A 15615-nucleotide genomic window follows, 5' to 3' on the forward strand; every position below is an offset into this window, starting at 1 on the left:
GTGGCGTTTCTGGAATCCCCATGGCCGGAGGGGTGATCGTAGGATTACTTTCAGTACACGAACCCCGAAAAGACGCGCCCATGGGTATGCCGGAGGCAAGCCGGACTCCTGTTCCAAGGGGCGCATCCTCCGGACAGGAGGCCGCAATTCACGGCACTCTGCCAGGGGTTCACGCAATGAGGCTTCAGCGGGATGGGGGCGTTCCAGTGAGCGGCAGTGGCGCAGGCGGTATGAACGCTGGGAAGCGCCCGAACGAGCAGCTGGGCTCATGGTTCGTGCGCAGCGGCTGGTCCAAGGGCGAGCTCGCACGTCAAGTGAACCGCAGGGCACGCCAGATGGGCGCCCACCACATCAGCACGGACACCTCCCGGGTACGCCGCTGGCTGGACGGCGAGCAGCCGCGCGAGCCGATTCCGCGCATCCTCTCCGAGCTGTTCTCCGAGCGCTTCGGCAGCGTCGTCGCCGTCGAGGACCTCGGACTGCGCACCGCGCACCAGTCACCCTCGGTGTCCGGAGTCGACCTGCCGTGGGCGGGCCCGCAGACGGTCGCCCTGCTCAGCGAGTTCTCGCGCAGCGACCTGATGCTCGCCCGGCGCGGCTTCCTCGGGACATCGCTCGCGCTCGCCGCGGGCCCCGCCCTCATCGAGCCCATGCAGCGCTGGCTGGTGCCCGTGCCCCCCGGCGAGCCCGGGCACCCCGAGCCGGCCGCCGTGTCGCGGCGGCCGTCCCGGCTCTCCAAGCCCGAGCTGGACCTGCTGGAATCCACGACCATGATGTTCCGCCAGTGGGACGCCCAGTGCGGCGGCGGACTGCGGCGCAAGGCCGTCGTGGGACAGCTCCACGAAGTCACCGACCTGCTCCAGGAGCCGCAGCCCGAGGCCACGTCGAAGCGGCTCTTCAAATGCGCCGCCGAGCTGGCCGAGCTGGCCGGCTGGATGAGTTACGACGTGGGCCTCCAGCCCACCGCGCAGAAATACTTCGTCCTCGCCCTGCACGCCGCCAAGGAAGCGGGCGACAAGCCCCTCGGTTCGTACGTCCTGTCCAGCATGAGCCGTCAGATGATCCACCTCGGCCGCCCCGACGACGCGCTGGAGCTCATCCACCTCGCGCAGTACGGCAGCCGGGACTGCGCGACGCCCAGGACCCAGGCCATGCTGTATGCGATGGAGGCCCGCGCCTACGCCAACATCGGCCAGCCCAGCAAGTGCAAGCGGGCCGTCCGGATGGCCGAGGAGACCTTCGCGGACTCAGGCATCGACGGCGAGCCCGAGCCGGACTGGATCCGATTCTTCTCCGAGGCCGAGCTCAACGGGGAGAACGCCCACTCCTACCGCGACCTGGCCTACGTCGCCGGGCGCAGCCCCACGTACGCCTCGCTCGCCGAGCCCGTCATGACGCGTGCCGTGGACCTCTTCGGCAAGGACGACGAGCACCAGCGGTCGTACGCACTCAACCTCATCGGCATGGCCACCGTGCACCTGCTGAAGCGCGAGCCCGAGCAGTCCGTGGTGCTGGCAGGACAGGCCCTGGGCGTCGCCAAGAGGGTCCGTTCCGAGCGGGTCAACAACCGGCTCCGCAAGACCGTCGACACGGCCGCCAGGGACTTCGGCGACGTCGCCGAGGTTCTCGATCTCACCGACCAGCTCGCAGCCCAGCTGCCCGAAGCCGCAGAAGCCGTCTGACAGGCGGACCCGCAGACCCCTCGAACCCCGCGGGCGCCGACACCCCAAGACGCCGGCCGCGACGGCCACCCCGTGAAGCCCGACTCGGCTCCCCTGCGCCAGGTCAATCGGGTAGCCGTCGCGGCCGGTTTTGCTGTGGCGCGTCTGACGTGGGCAGAGGGTATCGGCGGCCCCCAGCTCCTGTGTGCAGTTCATTCGCACGTAACACGCACGACCTCTTCGTCACTGCGGCGAAACATCGGGCGGCATCTGCCGAAACCGCGCTGCGCCAACCTCATGGCGCATAACCGGCCCACCCTTTTCCAGCCGCACAGGCCAACAGGCTCCGCCCCCGCACGGGCCGCACCTACGACGAGGAGACGCCGATGCCCCCAGGCATCACGACGCTTGCCGCAGACAAGATCGAACTGTCTGCCGCCAATACCGGCTTCATGCTCATCTGTACTGCCCTGGTGATGCTCATGACGCCGGGCCTGGCCTTCTTCTACGGAGGCATGGTCCGCGTCAAGTCCACCCTCAACATGCTGATGATGAGCTTCATCAGCCTCGGGATCGTCACGATCCTGTGGGTGCTCTTCGGCTTCAGCCTCACCTTCGGCACCGACTCCGGCTCCCTCATCGGCTGGTCCTCCGACTACGTAGGACTGAGCGGCATCGGTATCACCGAGCTCTGGGGCGCCACGACCATCCCGGTCTACGTCTTCGCCGTGTTCCAGCTGATGTTCGCGATCATCACCCCCGCCCTGATCAGCGGCGCGCTCGCCGACCGCGTGAAGTTCACCGCCTGGGTGCTCTTCGTCGCCCTGTGGGTCACCGTCGTCTACTTCCCGGTCGCGCACTGGGTGTGGGCCGAGGGCGGCTGGCTCTTCGACATGGGCGTCATCGACTTCGCGGGCGGCACGGCCGTCCACATCAACGCGGGCGCCGCCGCACTCGGCGTGATCCTCGTCATCGGCAAGCGCGTCGGCTTCAAGAAGGACCCGATGCGGCCGCACAGCCTGCCGCTGGTCATGCTCGGCGCCGGTCTGCTGTGGTTCGGCTGGTTCGGCTTCAACGCAGGCTCCTGGCTCGGCAACGACGACGGCGTCGGCGCGGTGATGTTCGTCAACACCCAGGTCGCCACCGCCGCCGCGATGCTCGCCTGGCTCGCGTACGAGAAGATCCGCCACGGCGCCTTCACCACGCTGGGCGCCGCCTCCGGCGCGGTCGCCGGTCTCGTCGCCATCACCCCGTCCGGCGGCGCCGTCAGCCCGCTCGGCGCGATCGCCGTCGGCGCCATCGCCGGTGTGCTGTGCGCCATGGCCGTCGGCCTCAAGTACAAGCTCGGATACGACGACTCCCTCGACGTCGTCGGCGTCCACCTCGTCGGCGGCATCGCCGGCTCTCTCCTCGTCGGCCTCTTCGCCACCGGCGGCGTGCAGTCCGACGTCAAGGGCCTCTTCTACGGCGGCGGACTCGACCAGCTCGGCAAGCAGGCCGTGGGCGTCTTCGCCGTACTGGCCTACTCTCTGGTGGCATCCGCACTCCTCGCCCTCGTCATCGACAAGACGATCGGAATGCGGGTCCCCGAGGACGACGAGGTCTCCGGAATCGACCAGGTCGAGCACGCCGAGACCGCGTACGACTTCAGCGGAGCGGGCGGCGGTTCGGCCTCCCGTACGGCCGTACCCGCACCCGGCCAGACCGGCACGGCCGGCGCCGCGACGCAGACCAAGAAGGTGGACGCATGAAGCTCATCACCGCAGTCGTGAAGCCGCACCGGCTCGACGAGATCAAGGAGGCCCTGCAGGCCTTCGGGGTCCAGGGGCTCACGGTCACGGAAGCCAGCGGATACGGCCGCCAGCGCGGCCACACCGAGGTCTACCGCGGTGCCGAGTACACGGTCGACCTCGTACCCAAGATCCGTATCGAGGTACTGGTCGAGGACGGCGACGCCGAACAGCTCATCGATGTGGTGGTGAAAGCCGCCCGCACCGGCAAGATCGGCGACGGCAAGGTGTGGAGCGTTCCGGTCGAAACGGCGGTCAGGGTACGGACCGGCGAACGCGGCCCGGACGCCCTCTGACCGGAACGCACGAAGCACATAAACGGGAGCTGCTGGGTGACGAGCGTTGAAGTGACCACCGAACCGTCCGACTCGGGACCCAGCGGCTACGCGGCGGCCCGGCTGCGCCTTCTCCAGGAGAAGACGCAGTCCGGGCCGCCGCGCCGTTCCGGACTCGCGAAGCTGACCGACCAATGGCTGGAGGCGCTGTTCACCACAGCCGCCCGCGAAACCGGAGTACGCGGCGCCGCCCTCGTCGCCGTCGGCGGATACGGCCGCGGCGAACTGTCGCCGCGCAGCGACCTCGACCTGCTGCTCCTGCACGACGAGCCCACCAACAAGCCAGAGAAGGGCGCCGTCGCCGCACTCGCCGACCGCCTCTGGTACCCCGTGTGGGACCTCGGCCTCGCGCTCGACCACTCCGTACGTACCCCCGCCGAGGCCCGCAAGACCGCCGGCGAAGACCTCAAGGTCCACCTCGGGCTGCTCGACGCCCGCCATGTCGCCGGCGACCTCGGAGTCACCGCCGGGCTGCGCACCGCCGTCCTCGCGGACTGGCGCAACCTCGCCCCCAAACGGCTGCCCGAACTCCACGAGCTGTGCCAGGAACGGGCCGTACGGCAGGGCGAGCTGCAGTACCTCCTGGAACCCGACCTCAAGGAAGCCCGCGGCGGCCTGCGCGACGCCACCGCCCTGCGCGCCGTCGCCGCCTCCTGGCTCGCCGACGCCCCGCGCGAGGGCCTCGACGCGGCGCGGCGCCGACTCCTCGACGTACGCGACGCACTGCACCTCACCACCGGCCGCGCCACCGACCGCCTCGCCCTCCAGGAGCAGACCCAGGTCGCCGCCGAACTCGGGCTGCTGGATGCCGACACGCTGCTGCGCGAGGTGTACGAAGCGGCGCGCACCATCTCGTACGCCAGCGACGTCACCTGGCGCGAGGTCAACCGGGTCCTGCGCGCCCGGTCGGTCCGCCCCCGCCTGCGCGCCATGCTCGGCGGCAGCAAGCCCGCCCCCGAACGCACACCCCTCGCGGAAGGCGTCGTCGAGCAGGACGGCGAAGTCGTGCTCGCCCGTACCGCACGGCCCGAGCGCGACCCCGTACTCCCGCTGCGCGCCGCCGCTGCGGCAGCCCAGTCCGGGCTGCCGATCTCGCTGCACGCCGTACGGCACCTGGCGACGGCCGCGCGCCCGCTGCCCGTCCCGTGGCCCGCCGAGGCACGCGAGGAACTCATCACGCTGCTCGGCGCGGGCGAGGCCACCGTCGGCGTGTGGGAGGCCCTGGAGGCCGAAGGGCTGATCACCCAGCTGCTCCCGGACTGGGAGCGGGTGCGCTGCCGTCCGCAGCGCAATCCCGTACACACCTGGACCGTCGACAGGCACCTCGTCGAGGCCACCGTGCGGGCCTCCTCGCTGACCCGCCGCGTCGGCCGCCCCGACCTGCTGCTGATCGCCGCCCTGCTGCACGACTTCGGCAAGGGCTGGCCCGGCGACCACTCCGTGGCGGGCGAGATCATCGCCCGGGACATCGCCACCCGGATCGGCTTCTCCGGCCACGACGTCGCTGTGATCGCCACACTCGTACGCCACCACCTCCTCCTCATCGAGACCGCCACCCGCCGCGATCTGGACGATCCGGCCACGGTCCGCGCCGTGGCCGACGCGGTCGGAGCCACCGGCACCCTCGAACTCCTGCACGCCCTCACCGAGGCCGACGCCCTCGCCACCGGACCGGCCGCCTGGAGCACCTGGCGTGCCTCACTCGTCACCGACCTGGTGAAACGCGTCGCCGCGGTCCTCGCGGGCGAAGCGCCCGCCGCCCCCGAGCCCACCGCCCCCAGCGCCGATCAGGAGCGCCTCGCCATCGAGGCCTTCCGTACCGGCGGACCCGTCCTCTCGCTGCGTGCGCAGACGGAAGGGCACCCGGCCGTGACGGGTGACGAGCCCGAGCCGCTCGGCGTCGAGCTGCTGATCGCCGTACCGGACCAGCCCGGCGTGCTCCCCGCCGTGGCCGGCGTACTGGCGATGCACCGGCTGACCGTACGCACGGCAGAACTGCGCTCCGCCGAACTCCCGCACCCGGTGGCCGACGGCGTGGCTACGCCCGGCGACGTACTGCTGCTCGACTGGCGGGTGGCGGCCGAGTACGGCTCACTGCCCCAGGCCGCCCGGCTGCGCGCGGATCTCGTACGGGCCCTGGACGGCTCCCTCGACATCCCGTCCCGCCTCGCGGAGCGGGAGCGTGCGTACGAGAAGAATCCGCACCGCCGGGGCGCCCAGGCTCCGCCGCCCCGGGTGACCGTCGCCCCGGCGGGCTCACGCCTGGCCACGGTGATCGAGGTCCGCGCCCAGGACGCCCCCGGCCTGCTCCACCGCATCGGCCACGCACTGGAGGCCGCGGACGTACGGGTGCGCAGTGCGCACATCAGCACGCTGGGCGCGAACGCGGTCGATGCTTTCTACGTCACAGGGCCCGATGGGGCTCCGCTGCCGGAGATCGAGGCAACGGAGGTGGCCAGGGCGCTGGAGGGTGCGCTCCGGTAAGGAGCAGGGGGCAGACCCCACCGCAGAGGGACAGATACCCTGGGGGTCATCTCTGTCCACCCGTCCCCTGACCCGAGGATTCGCGACCGCCGTGTTCGATACTCTTTCCGACCGCCTCGCAGCGACATTCAAGAACCTCAGGGGCAAGGGCCGCCTTTCCGAGGCGGACATCGACGCCACGGCGCGGGAGATCCGTATCGCGCTGCTGGAAGCGGATGTCGCGCTGCCCGTCGTCCGTGCGTTCATCAAGCAGGTCAAGGAGCGCGCGACCGGCGTCGAGGTCTCTCAGGCGCTGAACCCGGCCCAGCAGGTCATCAAGATCGTCAACGAGGAGCTCGTCGGCATCCTCGGTGGCGAGACCCGCCGTCTGCGGTTCGCCAAGAACCCGCCCACCGTGATCATGCTCGCGGGTCTCCAGGGTGCCGGTAAGACGACCCTCGCCGGAAAGCTGGGCCTCTGGCTCAAGGGCCAGGGCCACTCCCCGATCCTGGTCGCCTGCGACCTCCAGCGCCCCAACGCCGTCAACCAGCTGAGCGTCGTCGCCGAGCGCGCAGGTGTCGCGGTGTACGCCCCGCAGCCCGGCAACGGTGTGGGCGACCCGGTCCAGGTCGCCAAGGACTCGATCGAGTACGCGAAGAACAAGCTGCACGACATCGTCATCGTCGACACCGCGGGCCGCCTCGGTATCGACCAGGAGCTGATGCAGCAGGCCGCGGACATCCGCGACGCCGTCAGCCCCGACGAGGTCCTGTTCGTCGTCGACGCGATGATCGGTCAGGACGCGGTCAACACCGCCGAGGCGTTCCGCGACGGCGTCGGCTTCGACGGCGTGGTGCTGTCCAAGCTCGACGGTGACGCGCGTGGTGGTGCGGCGCTGTCCATCGCGCAGGTGACCGGCCGCCAGATCATGTTCGCCTCCAACGGCGAGAAGCTGGACGACTTCGACGCGTTCCACCCGGACCGCATGGCGTCCCGCATCCTCGGCATGGGCGACATGCTGTCGCTCATCGAGAAGGCCGAGCAGACCTTCAGCCAGCAAGAGGCCGAAGCGATGGCGGCCAAGCTGGCGAAGGGCCCGAAGGAGTTCACGCTCGACGACTTCCTGGCCCAGATGGAGCAGGTCAGGAAGATGGGCTCCATCTCCAAGCTGCTCGGGATGATGCCCGGCATGGGACAGATCAAGGACCAGATCAACAACATCGACGAGCGCGATGTGGACCGTACCGCCGCGATCATCAAGTCGATGACCCCCGCCGAGCGCCAGGACCCGACGATCATCAACGGCTCGCGCCGGGCCCGTGTCGCCAAGGGTTCGGGTGTCGAGGTCAGCGCCGTGAAGAACCTGGTGGAGCGGTTCTTCGAGGCGCGCAAGATGATGTCGAAGATGGCCCAGGGCGGCGGGATGCCGGGCATGCCCGGGATTCCCGGCATGGGTGGCGGCCCCGGCCGTCAGAAGAAGCAGCAGAAGCAGGCCAAGGGCAAGCGCAAGAGCGGCAACCCGATGAAGCGCAAGCTCGAGGAGCAGGCCGCCGCCGAGCGCCGCGAGCAGGCCGGTCAGCCGGGCGCCGCGCTGGGGCTGCCGGGCGGCCAGGTCCCGCAGGACTTCGAACTGCCCGACGAGTTCAAGAAGTTCATGGGCTGACGCCCGCTGTCCGTACGCGCCGTGGGCGCCCCTCCTTCATTGAGCGGGCGCCCACGTTGCTTACGGGGTCAGATCACGGCGTACGCGCTATCAGGTACCGGAAGACGTTCGACATCCAGACCGTCCCGTCGGAGCGCAGATGGGGATGGAGCGCCTCGGTGAGTTCCTTCTCGACCTGCGCCGGATCCGTTGCCCGTACGGCCGAGTCGAACAGCCCGGTCGACAGCAGCCCGCGTACGGCGCTCTCCATGTCGGCGTAGCCGAAGGGGCACGAGACGCGCCCCGAGCCGTCGGGCTTCAGCCCGGCCCGCGAGGCCACGTCCTCCAGGTCGTCCCTGAGCGCGGGACGCCAGCGGCCGCTGTGGGGGGCGCGCAGCGTCTCGGTCAGCCGGGACGCGACCCGCAGCACCGAGGAGGTGGCGCAGCGCTCGGGCGGGCCCCAACCGGCGATGACCACGGGGCTGCCGCGTTCCGCGAGCGGTACGGCGCCTTCGAGCGCCGACGCGATTCCTTCCGAGTCGCCGGCCGCGCAGCCCAGCGGCTCGAAGGCCGTCACCAGGTTGTACGCCGGAGCGCTGGGCTCGCACACCGCCGCGGTGGCTCCGGCGAACAGGCGCCTGGACGCCTCGGGCCCGCCCCCCGATGCGCCGCCCCGGGCGGCCGCGTCCGGGAGCAGCCGCTCGCGGGCCAGCGCGACTCGTTCGGTGTCGGCTTCGACGCCTGTCACGCGGGCGCCTCGCGCCGCCGCGATCAGCAGGGCGAGGCCGGAGCCGCAGCCGAGGCCGAGCAGCCGGGTGTCGGGGCCTACCTCGAGCCGCTCATACACCGATTCGTAGAGCGGCACCAGCATCCGTTCCTGAATCTCGGCCCAGTCACGAGCGCGTGCACCGGCGTCCGCCGCCGGCGCGGAGGCCGTGTTCGGGTGGTGCTGTACGAGCGTAGGTGTCATCGAAAGCGCCCCAATCCGCCGAGAGGTCATTCTGTGTCCTGATTGACGTCCCCCGTGTGCGTGCGCTCGTGCTCCCCCCCGTAAGCCAGGGAACTGCTCATCCGCCCCCAAGTCCAGAGGTCGTATGGCAATGCTTGTGTGCCCCCGCCCTGCGCCCCCGCGTCCGGCGTGGATCCATCATCCAGAGTGCTGCCGAAGCGGCGTTCCCGCCACGGCAGCCGCTGACGGGCCAGTTCCGGATGCCCCAGCTGCCCCGGGTACTGTCGCCATCGCGGCGTGCACCCAATTGGGGTATTAGGCAGCGCCAGGCGCGCAACTGGCGCCCCCGGAGCGCCTGACGCCCCGGCGTGCGGGGGTTGTCTACGCGCTGGGGCGTACGCGCTGGTACGTACCGGGTTGGTGCGAGCTGGGCGTGTCCTCCGCAGATCAGCGCACCCGCCCTCGTCAGGACGCATCAACGGCAACTGACTGGTACGTGCAAATTATTTGGGATGGCCCGGAATAGGAACACCGGGGCACCCCGGCTCGTTGTCACGACGTGAGCACGACACCACCTGTTCTCGCCGCAGAGCTGGCGCAGGCGTGGGCCGACATTCAGCGGTACCACCCCGAGCTGCCAGATCTAGCCGCGCCCGAGTCCCTGATCGGAGAGTCCTCGTCCGCCTGCGGCGCGGAGCTCTCCTTCGAACGACTGCTGCACGAGGCAGTCCATGGCATCGCCGCCGCGCGGGGTGTCCGTGACACCTCGCGCGCCGGCCGCTACCACAACCGCAGATTCCTCGCGATCGCCGAGGAGATGGGCCTCGACCATCCGGAGGAGCCGCACCCCAGCAGTGGCTTCTCGCTGGTCCTGCTCAACCCCGAGGCGAAGCGGCGCTACCGGCCGACGATCGAGCGGCTGCAGCGGGCCCTCAAGGCCCACACGGTCGCCACCGCCGCCGACACCAAGCGGAGCTTCCGCGGGCCTGCCGCCCGGCACGGCTCGTCCGGCGGCGGGGTGCGGGTCAAGGCGGTCTGCGACTGTGGACGCAATGTCCGGGTCGTCCCGTCGGTCCTGGCCCAGGCCCCGATTGTGTGCGGTGGCTGCGGCAAGCCGTTCCGTATCCCGGAAGTGGTGGCCGCAGCGAGCTGACCGTTCCCTCGACACCGCTCCCCACCCCCGTGCGAGCGGTGCTGGTCGGGTGATGCCGCGCCCTAGGTGTGTGGCACAATGGCTAGCTGTACTCGACAGCCGCATAGGAACCCTCTCGCCTCCGGCTGACGCGTCCATCGGGCACCCGAGTACCGCAACCCCACGTGGCATCTTCGTTGTGCCCAACCACGTCAAGACCAGGAGACACCACTCCAGTGGCAGTCAAGATCAAGCTGAAGCGTCTGGGCAAGATCCGTTCGCCTCACTACCGCATCGTCGTCGCCGACTCCCGTACCCGCCGTGACGGCCGGGCCATCGAGGAGATCGGTCTGTACCACCCGGTGCAGAACCCGTCGCGCATCGAGGTCAACTCGGAGCGTGCGCAGTACTGGCTGTCCGTCGGCGCCCAGCCGACCGAGCCGGTCATGGCCATCCTGAAGCTCACCGGCGACTGGCAGGCGCACAAGGGCCTTCCGGCCCCGGCCCCGCTGCTCCAGCCGGAGCCGAAGGCCGACAAGCGTGCCGCGTTCGACGCGTTCGCCAAGGGCCTCGAGGGTGGCGACGAGTCCAAGGGCGAGGCGATCACCCAGAAGGCGAAGAAGGCCGACAAGAAGGCGGACGAGGCTGAGGTCGCGTCCACCGAGTCGACCGAGGCCTGAGCATGCTCGAGGAGGCTCTCGAGCACCTCGTGAAGGGCATCGTCGACAACCCCGATGATGTGCAGGTGGCATCGCGCACCCTGCGCCGTGGTCGCGTGCTCGAGGTCCGGGTCCACCCCGACGACCTCGGCAAGGTGATCGGCCGCAACGGCCGCACCGCACGCGCACTGCGTACCGTCGTGGGCGCCATCGGCGGCCGTGGCATCCGGGTCGACCTCGTCGACGTGGATCAGGTTCGCTGACAAGTTGGTTGTTTTACCTAGATACGCCGGCTCGGGCCGGGGAGGGCTCCAGGGCCCTTCCCGGCCCGTAGTCGTATACGAAGTGATGCCGAAGGCACACGACAGGAGAAGTTCACGTGCAGCTCGTAGTCGCGCGGATCGGCCGCGCCCACGGGATCAAGGGCGAGGTCACCGTTGAGGTACGTACGGACGAGCCGGAGCTGCGGCTCGGGCCCGGCGCCGTACTCGCCACCGACCCCGCCTCCGCCGGGCCGCTGACCATCGAGACCGGCCGGGTGCACAGCGGCCGGCTCCTGCTGCGCTTCGAGGGCGTCAAGGACCGTACGGCCGCCGAGGCGCTGCGCAATACGCTCCTCATCGCCGAGGTCGACCCGCAGGACACCCCGGAGGACCCCGAGGAGTTCTACGACCACCAGCTGATGGACCTCGACGTCGTCCTGGCCGACGGCACCGAGATCGGCCGGATCGCCGAGATCACCCACCTGCCCTCGCAGGACCTGTTCATCGTGAAGCGGCCCGACGGCAGTGAGGTGATGATCCCCTTCGTCGAGGAGATCGTCGCCGAGATCGATCTCGAGGAGCAGCGCGCCGTCATCACGCCGCCGCCCGGCCTGATCGACGACAGCGAGGCGGAGGTCGTGTCGTCGAGGGACGAGGGCGACGACGCATGAGGCTCGATGTCGTCACGATCTTCCCCGAGTACCTGGAACCGCTGAACGTTTCACTCGTCGGCAAGGCCCGCGCGCGCGGGCAGCTCGACGTCCAGGTGCACAACCTCAGGGACTGGACGTACGACCGGCACAACACGGTCGACGACACCCCCTACGGCGGCGGGCCCGGCATGGTCATGAAGACCGAGCCGTGGGGCGCCGCCCTCGACGACGTCATAGCGGACGGCTACGAGAGCGACGCACACGGCCCCGTCCTGGTCGTGCCCACGCCCAGCGGCCGCCCTTTCACTCAGGAACTCGCGGTCGAGCTGTCCGAGCGCCCCTGGCTGGTCTTCACGCCTGCCAGGTACGAAGGCATCGACCGCCGCGTCATCGACGAGTACGCCACCCGGATGCCCGTGTACGAGGTGTCCATCGGGGACTACGTCCTGGCGGGCGGCGAGGCCGCCGTACTGGTCGTCACGGAGGCCGTGGCCCGGCTGCTGCCCGGTGTGCTCGGCAACGTCGAATCGCACCGCGACGACTCCTTCGCGCCCGGCGCGATGGCCAACCTCCTCGAAGGCCCCGTCTACACCAAGCCGCCCGAGTGGCGCGGCCGCGGCATCCCGGACGTCCTGCTCAGCGGGCACCACGGGAAGATCGCGCGGTGGCGGCGGGACGAGGCGTTCCGCCGTACGACCGCCAACAGGCCGGACCTGATCGAGCGATGCGATCCCGCCGCCTTCGACAAGAAGGACCGCGAGATGCTCAGCATCCTCGGCTGGCGGCCGGGACCCGACGGCCGATTTGGGCGTAACCCCGAGGCCGTGGAAGAATAGGCCGCTGCTGTACGTCCGGCGTGCGCCCCTGCCACAGGGGGAACGACGCCCGCCCGACGCGGACAGCACCCCGAATTCTCTCTTAACGTTCCGCCGATGACCTGTGGCATCGGCGAGGAAGCAGACCAACATGTCCAACCTGCTCGACTCTGTCGACGCCGCATCGCTGCGCACCGACGTCCCCGCCTTCCGTCCCGGTGACACCGTGAACGTCCACGTTCGCGTCATCGAGGGCAACCGCTCCCGTGTGCAGCAGTTCAAGGGCGTAGTCATCCGCCGCCAGGGCGCGGGCGTCCGCGAGACCTTCACGGTCCGCAAGGTCTCCTTCTCCGTCGGCGTCGAGCGCACCTTCCCGGTGCACAGCCCGATCTTCGAGAAGATCGAGCTCATCTCCCGCGGTGACGTCCGTCGCGCGAAGCTGTACTTCCTCCGTGAGCTGCGCGGCAAGGCCGCGAAGATCAAGGAGAAGCGCGACAACTGATCGCGCATTCGGCGCCCGGGACCGGCCGGATAGGCTCACGTCCCGATGGACACCGAAGCACACGTCACGGAGCGCGACCGCTCTTCCGACCCTGATACAGGGGAGGGAGAGGGGTCGCGCTCCGCGCGTTTTCTCGACGCCCCGTGGCGCAGGCCGGCTCTGCTCGGCACTGCGTGCGCGGCTTTTCTGCTGCTGTTCAGCACCTTCGTGATGCAGCCCTTCCTGATCCCCAGCGGCTCGATGGAGCCCACGCTCCGGGTCGGGGACCGGGTGCTCGTCAACAAGTTGGCGTACCGTTTCGATTCCGTGCCGCAGCGCGGTGATGTTGTCGTCTTCGACGGCACAGGGTCCTTCGTACGCGAGGAGCCCGCCGGTAATCCGGTCACTGGGCTGGTGCGGTGGGCGGCCGCGGCCGTTGGACTGGCCGAGCCCGCCGAGACCGACTACATCAAGCGCGTGGTGGGCGTGGGGGGCGACCGCGTCGTGTGCTGCGACAAGCGGGGGAGGGTCGAGGTGAACGGCCGGCCGGTCGACGAGACGTACCTGTATCCGGGCGATGCCCCGTCACGAGTCCCGTTCGACATCGTCGTTTCTCAGGGCACGCTGTGGGTCATGGGCGACCACAGGTCGCACTCCCGTGACTCCCGCGATCACCTGGGGGAGCCCGGCGGTGGCATGGTGCCCGTCGGGAAGGTCGTCGGGCGGGCGGACTGGATCGGCTGGCCGGTGGGCCGCTGGTCGTCACTGGAGCGGCCCGACGCGTTCGGGCGCGTCACCGCGCCGGGGCCGGTCGGGTCCCATGGGTAACCGCGGACGGGCACGGGCGAGCCACCGTGCGGACACCCGGCTGCCCACGGGTACGCGCCCCACGAGCGGGCCGGCGCTGCCGGGCCGGGCTGACCGGCGGAAGCTGGCGCGCAGAGTGAAGCGGCGGCGGCGCAGGTCGGCCGTAAAAGAGATACCGATCCTCATAACCGTGGCGCTGCTCATCGCCCTGGTGCTCAAGACCTTCCTGGTGCAGGCCTTCGTGATCCCGTCGGGCTCGATGGAGCAGACGATCCGTATCGGCGACCGGGTGCTGGTGGACAAGCTGACGCCGTGGTTCGGATCGCGGCCGCAGCGCGGTGACGTGGTGGTCTTCAAGGACCCGGGCGGCTGGCTGCAGGACGAGAACACCAGCGTCAAGGACGACCCTGTGGTCGTCAAGCAGATCAAGGAAGGCCTCACGTTCATCGGACTGCTGCCGTCCGAGGACGAGCAGGACCTGATCAAGCGGGTCGTCGCGGTCGGTGGCGACACCGTGAAGTGCTGCGACAAGGACGGCCGGGTCACGGTCAACGGCGTACCGCTCGCGGAGCCGTATCTGAATCCGGGCGACCGTCCGTCGAAGCTGGAATTCGATGTGAAGGTGCCTGCCGGGCGGCTCTTTGTGATGGGAGACCACCGGTCGAATTCGGCCGACTCCCGTTTCCACCTGGACGAGAAGTTCGAGGGCACCGTCTCGGAGGACGAGGTCGTCGGGCGAGCCGTCGTCATCGCGTGGCCGTTCAGCCACTGGCGGAAGCTGGAGGAGCCCGATACGTACGCAACGGTCCCTGATCCGCGCGGCGGGGCGACGGCGGCGCCCGGCCCGTCGAATAGGGTGTCGTCCCAGGATCCGAACGCGATGATCCGGCTCCCGACCCCTGCGGAACTCCCGCTCGTTATGGGAGTGGTGGGTCTGCGTCAGCTCTGGCGCGGGCCATGGCACGGAGTGAGGAGTGGATGTGGGGGATTTGGCGGTCGGCGCACGATCCGAACGCAACGAGCCCGAGGAACGACCGGAGTCACCCGCAGCCGTGAAAGATGACGTGCGGAACGTGGAGAACAGCAGCAACGGCGAGAACAGCGACGGCAGTGGCGGTGACAGCAGTGCTGGAGAGGCCGACGCCGGTGGGAAGAAGCCGCGTTCGTTCTGGAAGGAACTGCCGCTGCTGATCGGCATCGCGCTGCTGCTCGCGCTGCTGATCAAGACGTTCCTGGTGCAGGCGTTCTCCATCCCGTCCGACTCGATGCAGAACACGCTGCAGCGGGGCGACCGGGTGCTGGTGGACAAGCTGACGCCGTGGTTCGGCTCGGAGCCCGAGCGCGGCGAGGTCGTGGTGTTCCACGATCCGGGCGGCTGGCTGGAGAACACCGTGACGCCGGACCCGAACGTCGTGCAGAAGTTCCTCAGCTTCATCGGCCTGATGCCGTCCGCCGAGGAGAAGGACCTGATCAAGCGGGTCATCGCGGTCGGCGGGGACACCGTCGAGTGCAAGAAGAACGGCCCGGTCACGGTCAACGGCAAGGCGCTCGACGAGAAGTCGTACATCTTCCCCGGTGACACCCCGTGCAACGACGAGCCGTTCGGTCCGCTCAAGGTGCCGGACGGCCGGATCTGGGTCATGGGCGACCACCGCCAGAACTCCCTGGACTCCCGCTACCACCAGGAGCTGCCGGGCGAGGGCACCGTCTCGAACGACGAGGTCGTCGGGCGGGCCGTCGTGGTGGCGTGGCCGCTCGACCGCTGGTCGACGCTGCCGGTTCCCGACACCTTCGACCAGGCAGGGCTGAACGCCGCTGCGGTGGCGACGTCCGCCGCACCGGGGGCGCTGGGGCTCGCGGGCGCGGTGCCGCTGGTGATCTGGCGCAGGCGAAGGCTGACCGGCGGGCGTACCGCCGGGTAGGGTGCCGCTCGGACCAGCGATTTATCGATCTCCGAGGTGGGGG

Annotated in this window: 15 protein-coding genes; 14 read left to right on the top strand and 1 reads right to left on the bottom strand. The window is 69.8% G+C overall.

Going from position 1 to position 15615, the window contains the following annotated elements:
* The first annotated feature begins 206 nt into the window (after positions 1 to 206).
* The 5 genes from J7I98_RS27885 to ffh all read left to right on the top strand — a co-directional run bounded on the left by J7I98_RS27885 (position 207) and on the right by ffh (position 7912).
* Positions 207 to 1682: a hypothetical protein gene (locus J7I98_RS27885; protein WP_214927783.1), complete on the top strand. Its 1476-nt coding sequence runs from the start codon at positions 207 to 209 to the stop codon at positions 1680 to 1682.
* A gap of 365 nt (positions 1683 to 2047) precedes the next feature.
* Positions 2048 to 3412 (top strand): ammonium transporter, encoded by a 1365-nt coding sequence (locus tag J7I98_RS27890; protein ID WP_214927784.1) that lies wholly within the window; start codon positions 2048 to 2050, stop codon positions 3410 to 3412.
* Positions 3409 to 3747 (top strand): P-II family nitrogen regulator, encoded by a 339-nt coding sequence (locus tag J7I98_RS27895; RefSeq protein WP_064070309.1) that lies wholly within the window; start codon positions 3409 to 3411, stop codon positions 3745 to 3747. Before J7I98_RS27890 ends, J7I98_RS27895 begins: the two co-directional genes overlap by 4 nt.
* 36 nt (positions 3748 to 3783) lie before the next feature.
* The gene (locus J7I98_RS27900; protein ID WP_214927785.1) at positions 3784 to 6270 is read left to right on the top strand and encodes a [protein-PII] uridylyltransferase; all 2487 of its coding nucleotides are present in this window, start codon (positions 3784 to 3786) and stop codon (positions 6268 to 6270) included.
* 91 nt (positions 6271 to 6361) lie between these two features.
* Positions 6362 to 7912 (top strand): signal recognition particle protein, encoded by a 1551-nt coding sequence (gene ffh, locus J7I98_RS27905; RefSeq protein WP_214927786.1) that lies wholly within the window; start codon positions 6362 to 6364, stop codon positions 7910 to 7912.
* A gap of 73 nt (positions 7913 to 7985) precedes the next feature.
* On the opposite strand, the gene J7I98_RS27910 is transcribed toward ffh, so the two are convergent.
* Positions 7986 to 8861 (bottom strand): SAM-dependent methyltransferase, encoded by an 876-nt coding sequence (locus J7I98_RS27910; protein ID WP_214927787.1) that lies wholly within the window; start codon positions 8859 to 8861, stop codon positions 7986 to 7988.
* Between the two features lie 538 nt (positions 8862 to 9399).
* On the opposite strand from J7I98_RS27910, the gene J7I98_RS27915 reads away from it, so the two are divergent.
* The 9 genes from J7I98_RS27915 to lepB (J7I98_RS27955) all read left to right on the top strand — a co-directional run bounded on the left by J7I98_RS27915 (position 9400) and on the right by lepB (J7I98_RS27955) (position 15572).
* A complete protein-coding gene (locus tag J7I98_RS27915) occupies positions 9400 to 9993 on the top strand; it encodes a hypothetical protein (RefSeq protein ID WP_214927788.1) in 594 nt (197 codons plus the stop codon).
* A 215-nt stretch (positions 9994 to 10208) separates the two neighbouring features.
* Positions 10209 to 10652, top strand: a complete 444-nt coding sequence (gene rpsP / locus J7I98_RS27920; RefSeq protein ID WP_214927789.1) for a 30S ribosomal protein S16 — start codon at positions 10209 to 10211, stop codon at positions 10650 to 10652.
* Between the two features lie 2 nt (positions 10653 to 10654).
* Positions 10655 to 10894, top strand: coding sequence for an RNA-binding protein (locus J7I98_RS27925; protein ID WP_003980229.1), 240 nt, complete (start codon positions 10655 to 10657; stop codon positions 10892 to 10894).
* Between the two features lie 116 nt (positions 10895 to 11010).
* Complete coding sequence (gene rimM, locus J7I98_RS27930) at positions 11011 to 11565, top strand: ribosome maturation factor RimM (RefSeq protein WP_214927790.1); 555 nt, start codon at positions 11011 to 11013, stop codon at positions 11563 to 11565.
* Positions 11562 to 12383: a tRNA (guanosine(37)-N1)-methyltransferase TrmD gene (gene trmD, locus J7I98_RS27935; protein WP_214927791.1), complete on the top strand. Its 822-nt coding sequence runs from the start codon at positions 11562 to 11564 to the stop codon at positions 12381 to 12383. The genes rimM and trmD overlap by 4 nt, the downstream gene beginning before the upstream one ends.
* Before the next feature lie 130 nt (positions 12384 to 12513).
* The gene (rplS, locus tag J7I98_RS27940) at positions 12514 to 12864 is read left to right on the top strand and encodes a 50S ribosomal protein L19 (RefSeq protein ID WP_214927792.1); all 351 of its coding nucleotides are present in this window, start codon (positions 12514 to 12516) and stop codon (positions 12862 to 12864) included.
* A gap of 45 nt (positions 12865 to 12909) precedes the next feature.
* The gene (gene lepB, locus J7I98_RS27945) at positions 12910 to 13671 is read left to right on the top strand and encodes a signal peptidase I (RefSeq protein ID WP_214927793.1); all 762 of its coding nucleotides are present in this window, start codon (positions 12910 to 12912) and stop codon (positions 13669 to 13671) included.
* The gene (gene lepB / locus J7I98_RS27950; RefSeq protein WP_214927794.1) at positions 13664 to 14713 is read left to right on the top strand and encodes a signal peptidase I; all 1050 of its coding nucleotides are present in this window, start codon (positions 13664 to 13666) and stop codon (positions 14711 to 14713) included. The genes lepB (J7I98_RS27945) and lepB (J7I98_RS27950) overlap by 8 nt, the downstream gene beginning before the upstream one ends.
* Positions 14640 to 15572 carry a signal peptidase I gene (lepB, locus tag J7I98_RS27955; protein ID WP_214927865.1) on the top strand — a complete coding sequence of 311 codons (933 nt, stop codon included), beginning with the start codon at positions 14640 to 14642 and terminating at the stop codon, positions 15570 to 15572. The genes lepB (J7I98_RS27950) and lepB (J7I98_RS27955) overlap by 74 nt, the downstream gene beginning before the upstream one ends.
* Positions 15573 to 15615 lie beyond the last annotated feature (43 nt).

Origin of the sequence: Streptomyces sp. ISL-98 (assembly GCF_018614055.1) — a bacterium.
Classification (GTDB): domain Bacteria; phylum Actinomycetota; class Actinomycetes; order Streptomycetales; family Streptomycetaceae; genus Streptomyces; species Streptomyces spiramyceticus.

Excerpts from the sequence above, each read along its gene's own strand:
- J7I98_RS27890 (WP_214927784.1), top strand. The coding sequence starts at position 2,048 with ATGCCCCCAGGCATCACGACGCTTGCCGCAGACAAGATCGAACTGTCT.
- trmD (WP_214927791.1), top strand. The coding sequence starts at position 11,562 with ATGAGGCTCGATGTCGTCACGATCTTCCCCGAGTACCTGGAACCGCTG.
- J7I98_RS27910 (WP_214927787.1), bottom strand. The coding sequence starts at position 8,861 with ATGACACCTACGCTCGTACAGCACCACCCGAACACGGCCTCCGCGCCG.
- lepB (WP_214927794.1), top strand. The coding sequence starts at position 13,664 with ATGGGTAACCGCGGACGGGCACGGGCGAGCCACCGTGCGGACACCCGG.
- lepB (WP_214927793.1), top strand. The coding sequence starts at position 12,910 with ATGGACACCGAAGCACACGTCACGGAGCGCGACCGCTCTTCCGACCCT.
- J7I98_RS27895 (WP_064070309.1), top strand. The coding sequence starts at position 3,409 with ATGAAGCTCATCACCGCAGTCGTGAAGCCGCACCGGCTCGACGAGATC.
- J7I98_RS27925 (WP_003980229.1), top strand. The coding sequence starts at position 10,655 with ATGCTCGAGGAGGCTCTCGAGCACCTCGTGAAGGGCATCGTCGACAAC.
- rplS (WP_214927792.1), top strand. The coding sequence starts at position 12,514 with ATGTCCAACCTGCTCGACTCTGTCGACGCCGCATCGCTGCGCACCGAC.